Origin of the sequence: Pseudomonas sp. B21-023 (assembly GCF_024749165.1) — a bacterium.
Lineage (GTDB): Bacteria > Pseudomonadota > Gammaproteobacteria > Pseudomonadales > Pseudomonadaceae > Aquipseudomonas.
Genome location: NZ_CP087190.1, coordinates 153,363 through 169,556 on the forward strand (window position 1 = coordinate 153,363; position 16,194 = coordinate 169,556).

18 protein-coding genes are annotated in these 16,194 nt (G+C 65.4%); 12 read left to right on the forward strand and 6 right to left on the reverse strand.

The annotated features are described in order from the left end of the window. Positions 1-74: 74 nt before the first annotated feature. Complete coding sequence (locus LOY42_RS00730) at positions 75-320, reverse strand: TIGR02647 family protein (RefSeq protein ID WP_102683525.1); 246 nt, start codon at positions 318-320, stop codon at positions 75-77. Positions 321-371: 51 nt separating this feature from the next. Beyond that, positions 372-674 (reverse strand): hypothetical protein, encoded by a 303-nt coding sequence (locus LOY42_RS00735; RefSeq protein ID WP_102683524.1) that lies wholly within the window; start codon positions 672-674, stop codon positions 372-374. Between the two features lie 146 nt (positions 675-820). On the opposite strand from LOY42_RS00735, the gene LOY42_RS00740 reads away from it, so the two are divergent. After that, a complete protein-coding gene (locus LOY42_RS00740) occupies positions 821-1,480 on the forward strand; it encodes a glutathione S-transferase (RefSeq protein WP_198754951.1) in 660 nt (219 codons plus the stop codon). Between the two features lie 114 nt (positions 1,481-1,594). Here LOY42_RS00740 and argH read toward each other — a convergent pair whose 3' ends face one another. Continuing rightward, on the reverse strand, positions 1,595-2,989 hold the full coding sequence (gene argH, locus LOY42_RS00745; protein WP_258599681.1) for an argininosuccinate lyase: 1,395 nt from the start codon (positions 2,987-2,989) through the stop codon (positions 1,595-1,597). A gap of 297 nt (positions 2,990-3,286) precedes the next feature. On the opposite strand from argH, the gene LOY42_RS00750 reads away from it, so the two are divergent. From LOY42_RS00750 to rsd, 7 genes are all read left to right on the forward strand, one after another. After that, complete coding sequence (locus tag LOY42_RS00750) at positions 3,287-4,036, forward strand: LytTR family DNA-binding domain-containing protein (RefSeq protein ID WP_139674502.1); 750 nt, start codon at positions 3,287-3,289, stop codon at positions 4,034-4,036. Positions 4,037-4,205: 169 nt separating this feature from the next. Beyond that, the gene (hemC, locus tag LOY42_RS00755; RefSeq protein ID WP_102683520.1) at positions 4,206-5,147 is read left to right on the forward strand and encodes a hydroxymethylbilane synthase; all 942 of its coding nucleotides are present in this window, start codon (positions 4,206-4,208) and stop codon (positions 5,145-5,147) included. Next, on the forward strand, positions 5,144-5,914 hold the full coding sequence (locus LOY42_RS00760) for a uroporphyrinogen-III synthase (protein ID WP_139674499.1): 771 nt from the start codon (positions 5,144-5,146) through the stop codon (positions 5,912-5,914). Before hemC ends, LOY42_RS00760 begins: the two co-directional genes overlap by 4 nt. Positions 5,915-5,960: 46 nt before the next feature. Next, positions 5,961-7,061: a uroporphyrinogen-III C-methyltransferase gene (locus LOY42_RS00765; protein ID WP_102683518.1), complete on the forward strand. Its 1,101-nt coding sequence runs from the start codon at positions 5,961-5,963 to the stop codon at positions 7,059-7,061. Further along, complete coding sequence (locus LOY42_RS00770; protein WP_102683517.1) at positions 7,058-8,296, forward strand: heme biosynthesis protein HemY; 1,239 nt, start codon at positions 7,058-7,060, stop codon at positions 8,294-8,296. Before LOY42_RS00765 ends, LOY42_RS00770 begins: the two co-directional genes overlap by 4 nt. 252 nt (positions 8,297-8,548) lie before the next feature. Further along, the gene (locus tag LOY42_RS00775; protein ID WP_258599682.1) at positions 8,549-9,046 is read left to right on the forward strand and encodes a disulfide bond formation protein B; all 498 of its coding nucleotides are present in this window, start codon (positions 8,549-8,551) and stop codon (positions 9,044-9,046) included. 230 nt (positions 9,047-9,276) lie between these two features. Further along, positions 9,277-9,747 carry a sigma D regulator gene (gene rsd, locus LOY42_RS00780; protein WP_198754952.1) on the forward strand — a complete coding sequence of 157 codons (471 nt, stop codon included), beginning with the start codon at positions 9,277-9,279 and terminating at the stop codon, positions 9,745-9,747. 1 nt (position 9,748) lies between these two features. Here rsd and LOY42_RS00785 read toward each other — a convergent pair whose 3' ends face one another. After that, complete coding sequence (locus tag LOY42_RS00785; RefSeq protein ID WP_258599683.1) at positions 9,749-10,414, reverse strand: FKBP-type peptidyl-prolyl cis-trans isomerase; 666 nt, start codon at positions 10,412-10,414, stop codon at positions 9,749-9,751. Between the two features lie 224 nt (positions 10,415-10,638). Between LOY42_RS00785 and LOY42_RS00790 the strand changes: the two genes are divergently transcribed. Beyond that, positions 10,639-11,697 carry an AlgP family protein gene (locus tag LOY42_RS00790; protein WP_139674491.1) on the forward strand — a complete coding sequence of 353 codons (1,059 nt, stop codon included), beginning with the start codon at positions 10,639-10,641 and terminating at the stop codon, positions 11,695-11,697. On the opposite strand, the gene LOY42_RS00795 is transcribed toward LOY42_RS00790, so the two are convergent. Then, entirely contained in the window at positions 11,673-12,152 is a 480-nt protein-coding gene (locus tag LOY42_RS00795; RefSeq protein ID WP_139674488.1) for a TIGR02444 family protein, read from the reverse strand. The genes LOY42_RS00790 and LOY42_RS00795 overlap by 25 nt on opposite strands. Positions 12,153-12,202: 50 nt before the next feature. Here LOY42_RS00795 and LOY42_RS00800 point away from each other — a divergent pair, with 50 nt between their 5' ends. From LOY42_RS00800 to LOY42_RS00810, 3 genes are all read left to right on the forward strand, one after another. Beyond that, entirely contained in the window at positions 12,203-14,113 is a 1,911-nt protein-coding gene (locus tag LOY42_RS00800; protein WP_102683511.1) for an ATP-binding cassette domain-containing protein, read from the forward strand. Then, positions 14,113-14,700 (forward strand): mechanosensitive ion channel family protein, encoded by a 588-nt coding sequence (locus tag LOY42_RS00805; RefSeq protein WP_110697093.1) that lies wholly within the window; start codon positions 14,113-14,115, stop codon positions 14,698-14,700. Before LOY42_RS00800 ends, LOY42_RS00805 begins: the two co-directional genes overlap by 1 nt. Before the next feature lie 79 nt (positions 14,701-14,779). Beyond that, the gene (locus tag LOY42_RS00810; protein ID WP_110697095.1) at positions 14,780-15,412 is read left to right on the forward strand and encodes a LysE family transporter; all 633 of its coding nucleotides are present in this window, start codon (positions 14,780-14,782) and stop codon (positions 15,410-15,412) included. 28 nt (positions 15,413-15,440) lie between these two features. On the opposite strand, the gene LOY42_RS00815 is transcribed toward LOY42_RS00810, so the two are convergent. After that, positions 15,441-16,193, reverse strand: coding sequence for a slipin family protein (locus LOY42_RS00815; RefSeq protein ID WP_110697097.1), 753 nt, complete (start codon positions 16,191-16,193; stop codon positions 15,441-15,443). Position 16,194: the final 1 nt, after the last annotated feature.

Here is a 16,194-nt window from a genome sequence, read left to right on the forward strand (position 1 = left end):
GCAGACATCTTGCTTGGCTTCTGCGACGGGGCAGGCCCGCCCCCATGTTTTTGCGGAGGCGGGCTTGGCGAATTTCAGGCAGGCTGAGGCGTTTTCAGAACCCTGAGGAGCAACTGCACACTCTCGGCGGCGTCAGTGCCCAGGCTGGTGAGATAGCCGCCGTCGGGCTGGTCGGTAAGGCCTTTGTCGTGCAGACGCTTGGCTGCGGCGACCAAGGCCGGGGAGGCGTCACTGCACACCTTGATGCCTTCCTGGTGACTGTCCAGGTTGAACTGGGAAAGGACTTCCAGTTCGGCGATCAGTTCGGGGTTGAAGGGCATGGGCTACTCCTGACTTCGAGACAAGGATGGAAGTCAGGAGTGTAGTCAGGTTTATTCGATGGCGCCTTGATCCGCCTCAGGTGGCAGCTCCGGCAGGGCGCGCAGGGCGGTTTCGTACCACTCGGTATCGAACGGGCGATCTTCGTCGAGCATGGCGTCGATCTCGATGGCCAGCACGTGGGCCATGAGGTTGAGGATGTCTTCACGCTCGTAGCCGACCAGTGTCAGCTTGTTGAAAGTGGCCTTGGCGGCCGGCGGCTCGCCGCTTTCGATCTGGTTCTCGATCGCCTGGGTCAGGGTGGCCTCGGCGAAGTCTTCTTCATCATTGCTGTCGATGTCTTGGGGTTCGCTCATGGCGGTGCTCCTGTGGTAAGGCGCACAGTGTGCCACGCCTGCGCTGGCAATGCCCGGCCATCAGCGCCGGGCATGGCACTGGCCAAGGGTGGGCAAGGGAGCTATAACAGCCGGGCCAACCCCATACGGCCTTGGAGGCTGTCTCAATGCTCAAGCTTCATGGATTCGCGGTCAGCAACTACTACAACATGGTCAAGCTGGCCTTGCTGGAGAAAGGCGTGCCCTTCGAAGAGGTGCCGTTCTTCGGCGGCCAGTTGCCTCAAGCCCTGGCCATCAGCCCCCGTGGCAAGGTGCCGGTGCTGCAGACCGAGCACGGTTTCATCAGCGAGACCGGGGTCATCCTCGACTACATCGAGCAGACCCAGCCGGGCAAGGCGCTGCTGCCGGCCGATGCCTTCGGGCAGGCCAAGGTGCGCGAGCTGCTGCGGGAAATCGAGCTGTATATCGAGCTGCCAGCGCGTACCTGCTACGCCGAGGCGTTCTTCGGCGCGGCGGTGGAGCCGCTGATCAAGGAGCGGGCGCGGGTGGATCTGCTGGCGGGCTTTGCCACCCTCAGGCGCAATGGCAGGTTCGCGCCGTATGTGGCCGGTGAGCAGCTGACCATCGCCGACCTGATGTTCTGTTTCTCGGTCGACCTGGCCTGCGCGGTGGGCAAGAAGGTGCTGAACATCGACTTCCTGGAGGACTTCACGGAAGCGAAGAAGCTGTTGCAATTGCTGGGTGAGAACCCGCACATGGCGAGGATCGTGGCGGACAAGGACGCGGCGATGCCGGCATTCCTCGAAATGATCAAGAACAAGCGCTAACGCTGTAAACACTCGCGGGGCAAGTCGGGCCGCCGCATCGCCGCTCCCACGAGCCTTGTCCAGGCCTTGTGGGAGCGGCGATGCGGCGGCCCGACTTGCCCCGCGAGTGCGTTGTCAGCGCGAAGTCAGCAGTGCCTGGCCGCGAGCCACTGCCGCGCGCACCTGGGCCGGCGCGGTGCCACCGATGTGGTTGCGGGCGTTGACCGAACCTTCCAGGGTCAGCACGGCAAACACGTCCTGCTCGATCTGGTCGCTGAACTGGCGCAGCTCTTCCAGGCTCATCTCGGCCAGGTCCTTGCCGGTGTCGACGCCATGTTTCACCGCGTGGCCGACGATCTCGTGGCAGTCACGGAACGGCAGGCCGCGGCGCACCAGGTAGTCGGCGAGGTCCGTGGCGGTGGAGAAGCCGCGCAGGGCCGCTTCGCGCATGATCGCGTGCTTGGGCTTGATCGCCGGGATCATGTCGGCGAAGGCGCGCAGCGAGTCGCGCAGGGTGTCGGCGGCGTCGAACAGCGGCTCTTTATCTTCCTGGTTGTCCTTGTTGTAGGCCAGCGGCTGGCCTTTCATCAGGGTCAGCAGGCCGGTCAGGGCGCCGAACACGCGGCCGCTCTTGCCACGTACCAGCTCGGGTACGTCCGGGTTCTTCTTCTGCGGCATGATCGAGCTGCCGGTGCAGAAGCGGTCGGGCAGGTCGATGAACTGGAACTGCGCGCTGGTCCACAGCACCAGCTCTTCGGAGAAGCGCGACAGGTGCATCATCGCGATGCTCGCGGCGGCGCAGAATTCGATGGCGAAGTCGCGGTCCGAGACGCCGTCCAGCGAGTTGCCGGCCACGGCTTCGAAGCCCAGCAACTTGCAGGTCAGCTCGCGGTCGATCGGGTAGGTGGTGCCGGCCAGCGCGGCGCTGCCCAGGGGCATGCGGTTGGCGCGCTTGCGGCAGTCGACCAGGCGCTCGTAGTCGCGGCTGAGCATTTCGAACCAGGCCAGCAGGTGGTGGCCGAAGGTCACCGGCTGGGCGGTCTGCAGGTGGGTGAAGCCGGGCATGATGGTCTCGGCTTCACGCTCGGCCTGTTCCAGCAGGCCCTTTTGCAGGCGGGTGATCTCGGCCAGGATCAGGTCGATCTCGTCACGCAGCCACAGGCGGATGTCGGTGGCCACCTGGTCGTTGCGGCTGCGGCCAGTGTGCAGCTTCTTGCCGGTGATGCCGATGCGGTCGGTCAGGCGCGCCTCGATGTTCATGTGCACGTCTTCCAGGTCGACGCGCCAGTCGAAGGTGCCGGCCTCGATCTCGCCCTGGATGGTCTTCAGGCCATCGATGATGGTGTCGCGCTCGGCGTCGCTGAGTACGCCGACCTGCGCCAGCATGGTGGCGTGGGCGATCGAACCCATGATGTCGTGGCGGTACAGGCGCTTGTCGAAATCGACCGAGGCGGTGAAACGGGCGACGAAGGCGTCGACGGGCTCACTGAAGCGGCCGCCCCAGGACTGATTGGTCTTGTCGGTGCTCATGGATTCACTCGTTGAAGGCGTGAACGGAAAAGTGGCGCCGATCATAGCAGGGTTGCGCCCGCCGCCGCAGGGCGCTGGTCGCGAGAATCGTCCGGTAACAAGGGGGTGCGGCATATTCAACGATTGAACGGCAGTGTTCCACGGAGCGTCTACAGTTGGACAAAGGGCTGGCGGTGAATCTGCCAGGCCAGTGAATCTTTGGCCTTCGCACCGGTCTGTAGCGTGACCGCGTTTCGGTCGCCCCACACTTGTCTACGCTATACCCGTGCGAGACTCACTCAGGAATCCAGCGCAATTATGAATGTCCTGATCGTTGATGATGAACCCCAGGCCCGCGAGCGCCTGAGCCGGCTGCTTGGCGAGCTGGAGGGTTACACCGTGATGGAGCCCAGCGCCACCAACGGCGAGGAGGCCCTGACCCTGATCGAAAGCCTCAAGCCCGACGTGGTGGTGCTGGACATCGGCATGCCGGGCCTCGATGGCCTGCAGGTCGCCGCCCGGCTCTGCGAGCGCGAGTCGCCGCCGGCGGTGGTGTTCTGCACCGGCGACGACGAATACGGCAGCGAAGCCTTCAGGGACAGCACTTTGAGCCATGTCGAGAAGCCCCTCCAGCCCCAGGCGCTGCGTGACGCCTTGCGTCGGGCTGAAAAACCCAACCGCGCCCAGCTGGCGGCGTTGACCCGCCCCGCAGGCGATACCGGCGGCGGCCCACGCAGCCATATCAGTGCCCGCACGCGCAAGGGCATCGAGTTGATCCCTATTCCCCAGGTCATCTATTTCATCGCCGACCACAAGTACGTCACCTTGCGCCACGAGGCAGGCGAAGTGCTGCTCGACGAACCCCTCAAGGCCCTGGAAGACGAGTTCGGCGAGCGGTTTGTGCGTATTCACCGCAACGCGCTGGTTGCCCGTGAGCGCATCGAGCGGTTGCAGCGCACGCCGCTGGGGCATTTCCAGCTCTACCTGAAGGGGCTAGAGGGCGATGCCCTGACCGTCAGCCGTCGGCATGTGGCCGGGGTGCGCAAGATGATGCAGTCCTTGCACTGAATACCCTTCGACAGCGTGAGAGCGGCCTTGCCCCGCGATAAGGTGCATTGCCCACCATCGCAATCGCGGGTCAAGCCCGTTCCCACGTGGCGCTTTGCTGATCTGAATCTGCGGGCACACCCGGAGGAGCTGTTATCATCGACGGCATTTCTCTGGTTCGGGGCGTTTCATGTCCACTCGCGAAATCCGCATTGCCACCCGTAAAAGTGCCTTGGCCCTGTGGCAGGCCGAATATGTAAAAGCCCGCCTGGAGCAGGCGCACCCAGGTCTTGTCGTAACCCTGGTGCCCATGGTCAGCCGTGGCGACAAGCTGCTCGACGCGCCGCTGGCGAAGATCGGCGGCAAGGGCCTGTTCGTCAAGGAGCTGGAAACCGCCCTGCTCGACAACGAAGCCGATATCGCCGTGCATTCGATGAAAGACGTGCCCATGGACTTCCCCGAAGGCCTGGGCCTGTACTGCATCTGCGAGCGCGAAGACCCGCGCGATGCCTTTGTTTCCAATACCTTTGCAAGCCTCGAGGCACTGCCGGCCGGCAGTGTTGTCGGCACTTCGAGCCTGCGCCGCCAGGCGCAACTGCTGGCGCGTCGGCCCGATCTTCAGATCCGCTTCCTGCGCGGCAACGTCAATACGCGCCTGGCCAAGCTCGATGCCGGCGAATACGACGCCATCATCCTCGCCGCCGCAGGCCTGATCCGCCTCGGCTTCGAGGACCGCATTACCGCCTCCATCAGTGTCGATGACAGCCTGCCGGCTGGTGGCCAGGGCGCGGTGGGGATCGAGTGCCGTAGCGCTGATACCGAGATTCATGCCTTGCTGGCGCCGCTGCACCATGCCGACACCGCTGACCGGGTGGTGGCCGAGCGTGCCCTGAACAAGCGCCTCAATGGTGGCTGCCAGGTGCCGATCGCCTGCTACGCGGTGCTTGAAGGCGAACAGCTGTGGCTGCGTGGCCTGGTTGGCCAGCCCTCCGGTGGCACCTTGCTGGTGGCCGAAGCCCGCGCTGCGCGCGTGGATGCCGAGGCCTTGGGCATACAGGTCGCCGAAGACCTGCTGGGGCAGGGCGCCGAGGCGATCCTCAAGGAAGTCTACGGCGAGGCCGGCCACCCGTGAGCCCCTGGCGCCTGCTGCTGACCCGCCCTGAAGAGGACTGTGCGGCACTGGCGCAGACGCTGGCCGACGCGGGTATCGCCAGCGCCAGCCTGCCTTTGCTGGTGATCGAGGCGCTCGCACCGGACCCGGCGCAGATGCAGCGCCTGCGGACGATCGCCGGGGCTCACGCCATCATCGTGGTCAGCAAGCCGGCGGCCCGCCTGCTGCTGGAGCAGCTCGCCCAGGCGGGAGTGAAACCGCCTTCCGCAGGTTGGTTCACGGTAGGTGAGGCGACGGCGCGAATTCTTCAGGAGCATGGGCTGCAAGTGGCCTTTCCAGCGGCCGGTGACGACAGCGAGGCCTTGCTCGGGCTGCCCGCCTTGCGCGAGGCTATTGCTGAGTCACCGAGGCCGCGCGTCCTGATCGTGCGCGGCGTCGGAGGTCGTGAACTGCTGGCCGAGCGTCTTGCCGAGCAAGGTGCTAGTGTCGATTATCTGGAATTGTATCGCCGCTGCCTGCCCGACTACCCTGCCGGAACCCTCGCCCGACGCATCGATGGGGAACGCCTGAATGGCCTGGTGGTCAGCAGTGGGCAGGGGCTGGAACACTTGCATCGACTCGCGGGTGCGCACTGGCCGCGGTTTTCCCGATTGCCGCTGTTCGTGCCCAGCCCACGGGTCGCTGAACAGGCCCGCGCACTCGGGGCGCTGGATATTGTGGATTGCCGTGGCGCCAGCGCCGCGGCCTTGCTGGCAGCCGTGCAGCGAACCGCTGCGCCTGCCTCTTAAGGCGCTAAGCTAGAGAGCGATGCGCCACCATGCAAAGGATGGATACGTGAGCGAAACTGTCTTGTCCAACACCGAACAGCCCGTGGCGTCCGAGGCGCCGGAATCCGCCACCGCCAAGCCCGCCCGACGCTCCGGCAACGGCCTGGCGCTGCTGGCCCTGCTACTGGGCGCCGCAGGCGTCGCGGTCGGCGGCTGGGGCGTCTGGCAGGTTCGCCAGCTGCAAGGCAGCGAACAAGGCCAGGGCGAACACCTGCAAGCCCTCAACCAGCGCGCCGACGCGCTGCAGCAGCGCGAGCAGCAGCTCAGCGCGCAGCTGGCCAGCCTTCCGGCAGCCAGCGAACTGGAAGATCGCCGTCGCCTTGTAGCGCAACTGCAGGGCGACCAGCAGCGCCTGAGCCAGCGCCTGGAGACCGTACTGGGCGAAAGCCGCAAGGAGTGGCGCCTGGCCGAGGCCGAGCACTTGCTGCGCCTGGCGACCCTGCGCCTGTCGGCGTTGCAGGACATCACCAGCGCCAAGGCGTTGGTCGAGGGCGCCGATGAAATTCTTCGTGAGCAGAGCGACCCGGGCGCCTTCGCTGCCCGCGAGCAGTTGGCACGTAGCCTGGCGACGCTTTCCAGCACCCAGCAGCCGGACCGTACCGGCCTGTTCCTCAAGCTCGCCGCGCAGCGTGAGATGGTCCAGCAGCTCAGCGCCCAGTCGCCCGAGTTCGACAGCCAGGCCGACGCCATGGGGGCCCTGACCGCCGATGGCGACGGCGCCAGCCGCTGGTCACAGTGGTGGGCGGAAATGTCCAAGTACTTCCAGATCGAGTTCAATGCCGACGACAACGTTCGCCCGCTGCTGTCCGGCCAGTCGCTCAACCAGCTGCGCCTGGCCCTGAGCCTGACCATCGAACAGGCACAATGGGCGGCGCTCAATGGCGAAGCCAAGGTCTACACCCAGGCCCTGGACGATGCGCGCAGTGTGTTGCTGGCCAACTTCAACCCGGACAATCCGCAGAGCAAGGCGATGCTCGACAACCTCAACCAGCTGGCCGACCAGCCGGTGTCGGTGGTCACGCCTGACCTGAGCGAGAGCCTGGCTGCGGTGCAGGCCTATATCCAGCGTCGCCACCTGCCGGCCACCACGGAAGGGGCCAAGCCATGAAGCGCGTCTACCTGCTGGCAGTGTTGGCGATCGTCATTGCCGCGGCGCTGGGTATCGCGATCGCCAAGCACAGCGGCTACGTGCTGATCGCCTACGGCGGCTTCCGCTATCAGTCGGGGCTGTGGGCGGCACTGGGCGCGCTGGTCGGGATCGTCCTGCTGTTGCTGCTGGCGCGTTACCTGGTCGGGCTGGTGCTGACGTCCTCCGGGGTGGTCAACCCCTGGTCGCGGCGCAACCGCAGCCGCCGCAAGCGCATCGCTATCGAGCAGGGGCAGCTGGACCTGGCCGAGGGGCGCTGGGCAAGTGCCCAACGCCACCTGCAGCGTGCCGCCGAATCCGATCGCCAGCCACTGCTCTACTACCTCGGCGCCGCCCGTGCCGCCAACGAACTGGGCCGGGTCGAGGAGCGTGACCAGTTGCTCGAGCGCGCCCTGGAGCGCCAACCCCAGGCAGAGCTTGCCGTCGCCCTGACCCATGCCCAACTGCAGATGGACCGCGGCGAAAGCGACGGGGCGCTGGAGGCCCTGCAGGCCATGCAGGAGCGCCATCCGCACAATGCGCAGGTGCTGCGCCTGCTGCACCGCCTGCACCTGGAGCGTGGTGACTGGCCGGCGCTGATCCGCCTGCTGCCTGACCTGCGCAAGCACAAGGTGCTGCCAGCGGCCGAACTGGCCGACCTGGAGCAGCGTGCCTGGGGCCAGAACCTGGGCCTGGCGGCGACCCGTGACGAGGACCCGCAGACGGCGCGCCAGGCGCTCGAGCGCGCCTGGCAGCAGTTGACCAACGCCCAGCGCCAGGAGCCGCAACTGGTGTCGGCCTATGCCGAGCAGCTGCGCCAAATCGGCGCTCAGGGTGAAGCCGAGCAGGTGTTGCGCGGCGCGCTCAAGCGTGGCTACGAAAGCCATCTGGCCCGCTTGTATGGGCTGGTGCGCGGCGATGATCCTGGGCGCCAGTTGCAGACGGCCGAAGGCTGGCTGAAGGAGCATCCGCAGGACCCTAGTCTGTTGCTTACCCTAGGGCGCCTGAGCCTGCAGAATCGCCTGTGGGGCAAGGCCCGTGACTACCTGGAGAGCAGCCTGCGCATGGAGCGCAATCCAGAGGCTTGCGCGGAGCTGGCGCGGCTTCTGGCCGGCCTTGGCGAGACCGAGCGCAGCAACCAGCTGTTCCAGGAAGGCTTGGGGCTGCTGGATGAACGTCTGCTGGCGTTGCCGTTGCCGGAGGGGGTTCGGGCCTGAAGGGGCCTGGGCTCGCCCCACGCAGAGCTCATGGCCCTCGTGGGGCCGTGCCTGGCACCGGTTTTGTTGCCTTGGCATGCGTAAATGGTGGGCGCTGAACTTTCCTTCGTCCGTGTCGGAATGTTCCCACTTTCTACGAAAATGATTCCCTATCCATTCAGCGACTTGTCTGCGCTGTAGCGACTTGATACAAAGCGCCCCTTTCCTCTACCGTTTCAAACCACATCTCCTCTTTTCGGATCACCTTCGCCCATGTCGCTGGCCTGCCTGCGCAGCTTTTTCTTTCCCGCCTTCCTGGTCGCCGTCGCTGTGCTGGTGGCGTCGTTTCGCCTCGAGAACGTGATCGGCCTCGACCCTTGCGCGCTGTGCTTCAGCCAGCGCCTGATGCTGGGGCTCTATGCGCTGGCTTGCCTGGGTGCGGTCGTCCACGCCGGTCAGCAGCGATTGCATGCCCGGTTGGCCTTGGGGTTCTCGGTTGCCGGCGCCTTGCTCGCCGGTCGACATGTCTGGTTGCAGGCCGAGCCGTTGCCGCTCAGCGGTTGTCATCTGCCGCTGGCGCACCTGATGGAGCGTCCCTGGGGCGAGATCCTGCGAACCTTCCTGCTGGGCAGCCCGGAATGCGTGTCGATCAACTGGAGCTTTCTCGACCTGACCCTGCCTGAATGGAGCCTGCTGGCGTTCCTGTTGCTGGCCGCGCAACCACTGTCGTGGCTGGTGGTGTATCGATTGCGCCACGGCGCGGTGGCTTGATCCAGGGCAACGAGCCGGGGATTGCGCGACCAGTGGTGGCCGGCAGAGGGATTAAACGCTTGTATGAACTTAGTCTGCTGCGTACCTTGATGGGCAGGTCGCGCGGGAATAATCTCCCAGCACGCATACCGAAAATACAACTGCTCGATGCCGTTTGCTGATGTCACCTTTGTGCCACGGTGTTGTGTCGCGAGGTGCAGCGGCATCTACCCAGAAGGGAAGAGATCGCCATGCTCGATAGTTGCCAGAACGCCCAGGAACGCTGGGGCGGTGTTCACAAGCTGATCGACCGTTGGCTGGAGGAGCGCCAGGAACTGGTGCAAGCCTTCCGCGCCCTGCGCGATGCCAAGCCGGCGTTTGCCGACAAAGAGAAGAACCGCGATTTCTGCGCCGTGCTGGTCGACTACGTCTCGGCCTGGCATTTCGAAGTCAGCGAGCAACTGGTCAGTGAGGCCAAGGCATTTGGCGATACCGGCGCGCTGGAGCTGGCGCAACAGATCAACCCACGCATCGATGACAGCACCCAGATCGCCCTGGCTTTCAATGACCATTGCGAGAAGGGCGAGTGCAGGGATACCGAGCGTTTCGCCGAGAAACTGGCCAAGCTCGGCAGCCTGTTGCACGAGCGCTTCGAGCTGGAAGACTGCCTGATCGAAGTGTTGCACACCGCCCACAAGCAAGAGGACGCGGTGCAGGCCTGATTCAATCGGCCACGGCCATCAACTCGATCTCGAACACCAGCGGGGTGTAGGGCGCGATCAGGTCACCCGCACCGTCGGCGCCATAGGCTTGTGCCGACGGAATCACCAGGCGCCATTTGGCCCCCGCTTTCATCCGTGGCAGTACCACCTGCCATCCCGCGATCACCGAATCCAGCTTGAACCACTGCGGCTGCAGGTTCTGGTCGAATACCGTGCCATCGGGCAGCTTGCCCACGTACCGTACCTGCACACGACCGGTGGCCTTGGGTTGTGCGCCGGTGCCGCTGGCCAGTTCGCTGTAGAGAATCCCTTCGGGCAATTCGTGCACCCCAGCCTTGGTCCGCTCGCCAGCCATGAAGCGCTTTTCGGCCTCCACCAGCTTGTCCACCTGGGCCTGCTCGGCAGCGGCGTTGGCTTGTGTTTCGTGCTGTTCGAGGATGGCCTGCATGCGTGACTTGGCTATCCGTGGCGGCTCGCCCTGGTAGGCCTGGCGCAGCCCTTCGACCAGTGCGTCGAGCTGCAGGCCGGGCACTTCCTGACGCAGCCGTTCACCGAGGCTGCTGCCCAGGCTATAGGCCAGGTCGCTGTCGTTGACGGGGGCGGTCTCGGCATTGGCCAGGGAGAGCGGCGTCACCAGGCACAGGCCGAGAATCAGATAACGAGGCATGGAGGTCTCCTGCGGCAATGAGCGCGAAGTATGCCAGCGTTGTTGGCCAGAGATGTGTAAATATCGGCACTGCACTAATGGGCAACTACACTTGTTTCCAGCTGCAAGACAACAACTTTGCCCAGGCATGCAACGCGGCGCTACCGAGACTGTCAACATGCCCTAGCGGCGGTAGCAGCAGAAGCATAGTATGAGCCGCACTCTCGTCAGCCAGGAGGTAAACCATGTCGGCCAAAAAGAAGCCAGTAAGTACGCCGTTGCACCTGCTCCAGCAACTTTCGGGCAGCCTGCTCGAACATTTGGAAGATGCCTGCTCCCAAGCGCTGGCGGATGCCGAGAAACTCTTGGCCAAGTTGGAAAAACAACGTGGCAAGGCCCAGGAAAAACTCCACAACGCCCGCCTGAAGTTGCAGGACGCCGCCAAGGCCGGTAAAGCCAAGGCACAAGGCAAGGCACAAAAAGCTGCTGGCGAACTTGAAGACTTGCTCGATTCGCTCAAGGATCGCCAGGCGCAGACCCGTACTTATATCCAGCAACTCAAGCGTGATGCCCAGGAGAGCCTGAAGCTGGCCCAGGGTGTCGGCAAGGTGCGAGAGGCGGCCGCCAAGGCCCTGGGCGCACGTACGGCAACACCGAAAGCTGCCGCCAAGCCCGCTGCAACCAAAGCCCCGGTCAAGGCTGCTGCCAAGCCGGCAACCCGTCCAACGGCCAAGCCTGCTGCTGCCAAGGCAGCGACCAAGACTGCCGCCGCCAAGCCAGCCGCCAAGCCTGTTGCCGCCAAGGCTCCGGCGAAGACTGCCGCCGCTAAACCGGCTGCCAAGCCAGCGGCCAGGCCCGCTGCCGCCAAGGTTCCGGCGAAGACTGCCGCGGCCAAACCGGCTGCCAAGCCAGCGGCCAAGCCTGCTGCCGCCAAGGCTCCGGCGAAGACTGCCGCCGCCAAACCGGCTGCCAAGCCAGCGGCCAAGCCTGCTGCTGCCAAGGCTCCGGCGAAGACTGCTGCCGCCAAGCCAGCGACCAAGCCTGCTGCCGCCAAGGCCCCGGCGAAGCCTGCCACCGCCAAGCCAGTGGCCAAGCCTGCTGCTGTCAAAGCCGCCCCGAAGCCGGCAGCCAAACCTGCAGCCAGACCGGCCGCCGCCAAAGCCCCGGCCAAACCTGCCGCCAGCAAACCCGCCGAAAGCAAGCCTGCCACTCCGGCCGCCAGCGCCACTCCGGCGCCAGTGACCGGCGGCACCGCGCCTGCGGCCACCGGCACTCCGACTCAGTCGCCGACTTCGGCGTCCTGAAGCCCACGGGCCGCGGCGCGCAGCTGATGCAGCGCGTCGTGGTCCCGGGCCTGGTCCGGCGCCAGCCGGGCCAGCCAGTCCGGCGCCGCGCCCGCTTGTGCCGGCCACTCACGCGCCAACGCCTCCAGGCGTTCCAGCAAGGTGCGTTCAGCCTGCAGTTCCAGGGCTTTCACCTGCTCACGCATCACGCCCAGTTGCGGGTCGGCCAGCGCGTGTTCGCGCCATTGCCGGCGCAGGGCGCGTAGCGGCGCCACAACATCGCGCTGCCAGGGCCGAGCCAGCGCCTGCAGGGTGGCAATCCGTTGTTCGTCGGGGGCTATGCCGCGGGCCTGTAGCCAGGTGCCGCAAAGCAGCAGGCAGACATCGCCGCCCAGTTCCTGGAGGGCCAGGCAAGCTGCCTCGACACCCGGCCGGGCATACAGGGCCAGGGCATGATTCCACAGGTCGGTGTGCATGGTTTCACTCGCGCCAGTGATCGGGGAAGCTGGTAGACTCCGCGACCATCATGATCAGACTATCGAACCTCACTTTACAGCGTGGTCCCCAGCGCCTGCTAGAAGGCGCCGAGATGACCCTGCACACCGGCCACAAGGCCGGCCTGATCGGTGCCAATGGTGCCGGCAAATCCAGCCTGTTCGCATTGCTGCGCGGCGAGCTGTCGCCCGATGCTGGTGACTGCCAGCTGCCCGGCGACTGGCGCATCGCCCATATGCGCCAGGAGGTCGATACCCTCGACCGTATCGCCGTGGACTATGTCCTCGATGGTGACGTGCGCCTGCGCAAGGTCCAGGCAGATCTGGCCGCCGCCGAACTGGCCCACGATGGCACTGCCCTGGCGCGCCTGCACAGTGAACTGGACAGCGCCGACGGCTACACCGCCGACGCCCGCGCCCGCAAGTTGCTGGCCGGCCTTGGCTTCAGCAACGAGCAGATGGACCGCCGCGTCGGCGACTTCTCAGGTGGCTGGCGGATGCGCCTGAACCTGGCCCAGGCCCTGATGTGCCCGTCCGACCTGCTGCTGCTCGACGAGCCGACCAACCACCTGGATCTCGACGCCATCCTCTGGCTGGAGGATTGGCTCAAGGGCTACCCGGGCACGCTGCTGCTGATCTCCCACGACCGCGACTTCCTCGATGCCGTGGTCGACCATGTGCTGCACGTCGAACAGCGCAAGCTCAATCTCTACAAGGGCGGCTACAGCGCCTTCGAGCGCACCCGCGCCGAACGCCTGGCGCAGCAGCAGCAGGCCTACGAGAAGCAGCAGGCGCAGCGCGCGCACATGGAAAAGTACATCGCCCGCTTCAAGGCCCAGGCCACCAAGGCCCGCCAGGCGCAGAGCCGGATCAAGGCCCTGGAGCGCATGGAGGAGCTGTCGGCGGCTCACGTCGACTCGCCCTTCGACTTCGTTTTCCGTGAGTCCGAGAAGATCTCCAGCCCCTTGCTCGACCTGTCCGAAGGCCGTCTGGGCTATGGCGACAAGGCCATCCTCGAGAAGGTCAAGCTGCAGCTGGCGCCGGGTGCGCGCATCGGTCTGCTCGGCCCCAACGGCGCGGGCAAGTCGACCCTGATCAAGAACCTCGCCGGTGAGCTGCAGCCATTGTCCGGGCGCCTGGTGCGTGGCGAAAACCTCGCCGTCGGCTACTTCGCCCAGCACCAGCTCGACTCGCTGGACGACAAGGCCAGCCCGCTGCTGCACCTGCAGCGCATTGCCCCGGGTGAGCGCGAGCAGACCCTGCGTGACTTCCTTGGTGGTTTCGACTTCCATGGCAACCGTGTCGACGAACCGGTGGTGAACTTCTCCGGTGGCGAAAAGGCCCGCCTGGCCCTGGCGTTGATCGCCTGGGAGCGGCCGAACCTGTTGCTGCTCGACGAGCCGACCAACCACCTGGACCTCGAGATGCGTCTGGCGCTGACCATGGCGCTGCAGGAATTCGCGGGTGCCGTGGTGGTGGTCTCCCACGACCGTCACCTGCTCAAGAGCACCACCAACGACTTCCTGCTGGTGGCCGACGGCAAGGTCGATACCTTCGACGGCGACCTCGACGACTACAGCCGCTGGCTGGTCGAGTTCCGCCAGCGCAACGCGCCGGTGAGCAGCACGCCGGCCAACCCGGACAAGACCGACAAGAAAGCCCAGCGCCAGGCGGCCGCGGCGCTGCGCCAGCAGTTGGCGCCGCACAAGAAGGCGGCCGACAAGCTGGAGACCGAGCTCAACCAGGTGCACAAGGACCTGGCCGAGGTCGAGACCGCCCTGGGCGACGGTGGCGTGTACGAGGCCGCGCGCAAGGACGAACTGCGCGACCTGCTGGCGCGCCAGACCAAGCTCAAGCAACGCGAAGGCGAGCTTGAGGAGGCCTGGATGGAGGCCCTGGAAACCCTTGAAAGCATGCAGGCCGAACTCGAGGCGCTGTCCTGATGGAGGAGCTGCGCTCGCTGTTACCGGGGCAGTGGATGGACTCGATGTGGCTGGGGTTGCAGATTCTGCTGATCCTGATCGCCGCGTTCGTCCTGCAGCGCATGGTCGCTCGCGGGTTGAGAAGCCTGGGCGAACGCTACCCGTTGCCGCACGAGCTGATGGTGCCGGTGCGCGGCGCCTTGCGCTGGCTGATCATGGGCAGCGCGCTGTTGTTCGTGCTCGAGCGCCTGGGTGTATCGGCCACGGTGCTGTGGACCGCGCTGTCGGGCTTCGTCGCGGTGGCGGCGGTGGCGTTCTTCGCTATCTGGAGCGTGCTGTCCAACCTGCTGTGCGCGGTGCTGATCTTCACCGTCGGGCCGTTTCGTATCGGCGATGTGGTCGAGCTGGTCGATACCCTCGACAAACCGGGGGTGAAGGGCCGGGTGATCGCCATCAACCTGCTGTACACCACGCTGATGGAAACGCCGGAAGCGGGTGGCGCACTGGTGCAGGTGCCCAACAGCCAGTTCTTCCAGAAAGCCGTGCGCCGTTGGCGTGGCGCCGAGGCCACCACTGCGGTCAAGCCGGAATCGATCGAAACCGACTGAAGCCGCAGAATTTACTGGTTATTTTTTCGCCAGCACCGTAGCTTAACGCTTTGTAACAAATGTTCGAGCGAGGTGTGCGATGTCGATGGAAACGTGGTTGGCCTTCTTTGCCGCGTGCTGGGTGATCAGCCTGTCGCCGGGTGCCGGGGCGATCGCCTCGATGTCCAGCGGGCTGCAGTACGGTTTCTGGCGTGGTTACTGGAACGCCCTGGGCCTGCAACTGGGCCTGATCGTGCAGATCGCCGTCATCGCCGCCGGTGTCGGCGCCATCCTCGCCGCTTCCGCCACGGCCTTCCAGGTCATCAAGTGGTTCGGCGTCGCCTACCTGGTCTACCTTGCCTACAAACAATGGCAAGCCCTGCCGATGGACATGAGCGACGAGTCCGGCGTGCGGCCGATCGGCAAGCCGCTGAGCCTGGTGTTCCGTGGCTTCCTGGTCAACGTCAGCAACCCCAAGGCGCTGGTGTTCATGCTCGCGGTGCTGCCGCAGTTCATCAACCCGCACGAGGCGTTGCTGCCGCAGTACGTGGCGATCACCGTGACCATGATCAGCGTCGACATGCTGGTGATGGCGGGTTACACCGGCCTGGCTTCGCGGGTGCTGCGCCTGTTGCGTACGCCGAAGCAGCAGAAACGCCTGAACCGTACCTTTGCCGGATTGTTCATTGGCGCGGCGACCTTCCTCGCCACCCTGCGCCGCGCGCCGATCTGAACTGTACTGGGGCCTCCCAGAGGCCCCATCAGCGCTGCCGGTCCACCAGCCCCTTGAGCAAGTCCAACGGCAGTGGAAACACGATGGTCGAGCTCTTGTCTCCGGCAATCGAACCCAGCGTCTGCATGTAGCGCAGTTGCATCGCCCCCGGCTCCTTGCCCAGCATCTGCGCCGCCTGCATGAGTTTCTCCGACGCCTGCAGCTCGCCTTCGGCATGGATCACCTTGGCCCGTCGTTCACGCTCGGCCTCGGCCTGGCGGGCAATGGCGCGGATCATCGACTCGTTGAGGTCGACGTGCTTGATCTCGACGTTGGCCACCTTGATGCCCCAGGCGTCGGTCTGCGCGTCCAGCACTTCGCGGATATCCGAGTTCAACTGTTCGCGCTCGGCCAGCAGTTCGTCCAGCTCGTGCTTGCCGAGCACCGCCCGCAGGGTGGTCTGGGCCAGCTGGCTGGTGGCGGCGAGGAAGTCCTCGACCTGGATGATCGCCTTCTGTGGGTCGAGCACGCGAAAGTACAGCACGGCGTTGACCTTGACCGAGACGTTGTCGCGGGTGATCACGTCCTGGGGCGGCACATCGAGCACCACGGTACGCAGGTCGACGCGCACCATCTGCTGGATTCCCGGAATCAGGATGATCAGGCCCGGGCCCTTGACCTGCCAGAAACGCCCGAGCTGGAACACCACGCCGCGCTCATACTCGCGCAGGATGCGCAGCGCCGACAGCAGCAGTATGGCCAGCAGCACCAGTACGGCGCTGAAACCGAATTGCATGAACATC

Excerpts from the sequence above, each read along its gene's own strand:
- LOY42_RS00795 (WP_139674488.1), bottom strand. The coding sequence starts at position 12,152 with ATGCACACCGACCTGTGGAATCATGCCCTGGCCCTGTATGCCCGGCCG.
- LOY42_RS00810 (WP_110697095.1), top strand. The coding sequence starts at position 14,780 with ATGTCGATGGAAACGTGGTTGGCCTTCTTTGCCGCGTGCTGGGTGATC.
- LOY42_RS00800 (WP_102683511.1), top strand. The coding sequence starts at position 12,203 with ATGATCAGACTATCGAACCTCACTTTACAGCGTGGTCCCCAGCGCCTG.
- rsd (WP_198754952.1), top strand. The coding sequence starts at position 9,277 with ATGCTCGATAGTTGCCAGAACGCCCAGGAACGCTGGGGCGGTGTTCAC.
- LOY42_RS00790 (WP_139674491.1), top strand. The coding sequence starts at position 10,639 with ATGTCGGCCAAAAAGAAGCCAGTAAGTACGCCGTTGCACCTGCTCCAG.
- LOY42_RS00750 (WP_139674502.1), top strand. The coding sequence starts at position 3,287 with ATGAATGTCCTGATCGTTGATGATGAACCCCAGGCCCGCGAGCGCCTG.
- LOY42_RS00775 (WP_258599682.1), top strand. The coding sequence starts at position 8,549 with ATGTCGCTGGCCTGCCTGCGCAGCTTTTTCTTTCCCGCCTTCCTGGTC.
- hemC (WP_102683520.1), top strand. The coding sequence starts at position 4,206 with ATGTCCACTCGCGAAATCCGCATTGCCACCCGTAAAAGTGCCTTGGCC.
- LOY42_RS00735 (WP_102683524.1), bottom strand. The coding sequence starts at position 674 with ATGAGCGAACCCCAAGACATCGACAGCAATGATGAAGAAGACTTCGCC.
- LOY42_RS00805 (WP_110697093.1), top strand. The coding sequence starts at position 14,113 with ATGGAGGAGCTGCGCTCGCTGTTACCGGGGCAGTGGATGGACTCGATG.
- argH (WP_258599681.1), bottom strand. The coding sequence starts at position 2,989 with ATGAGCACCGACAAGACCAATCAGTCCTGGGGCGGCCGCTTCAGTGAG.
- LOY42_RS00815 (WP_110697097.1), bottom strand. The coding sequence starts at position 16,193 with ATGTTCATGCAATTCGGTTTCAGCGCCGTACTGGTGCTGCTGGCCATA.
- LOY42_RS00785 (WP_258599683.1), bottom strand. The coding sequence starts at position 10,414 with ATGCCTCGTTATCTGATTCTCGGCCTGTGCCTGGTGACGCCGCTCTCC.
- LOY42_RS00730 (WP_102683525.1), bottom strand. The coding sequence starts at position 320 with ATGCCCTTCAACCCCGAACTGATCGCCGAACTGGAAGTCCTTTCCCAG.
- LOY42_RS00770 (WP_102683517.1), top strand. The coding sequence starts at position 7,058 with ATGAAGCGCGTCTACCTGCTGGCAGTGTTGGCGATCGTCATTGCCGCG.
- LOY42_RS00740 (WP_198754951.1), top strand. The coding sequence starts at position 821 with ATGCTCAAGCTTCATGGATTCGCGGTCAGCAACTACTACAACATGGTC.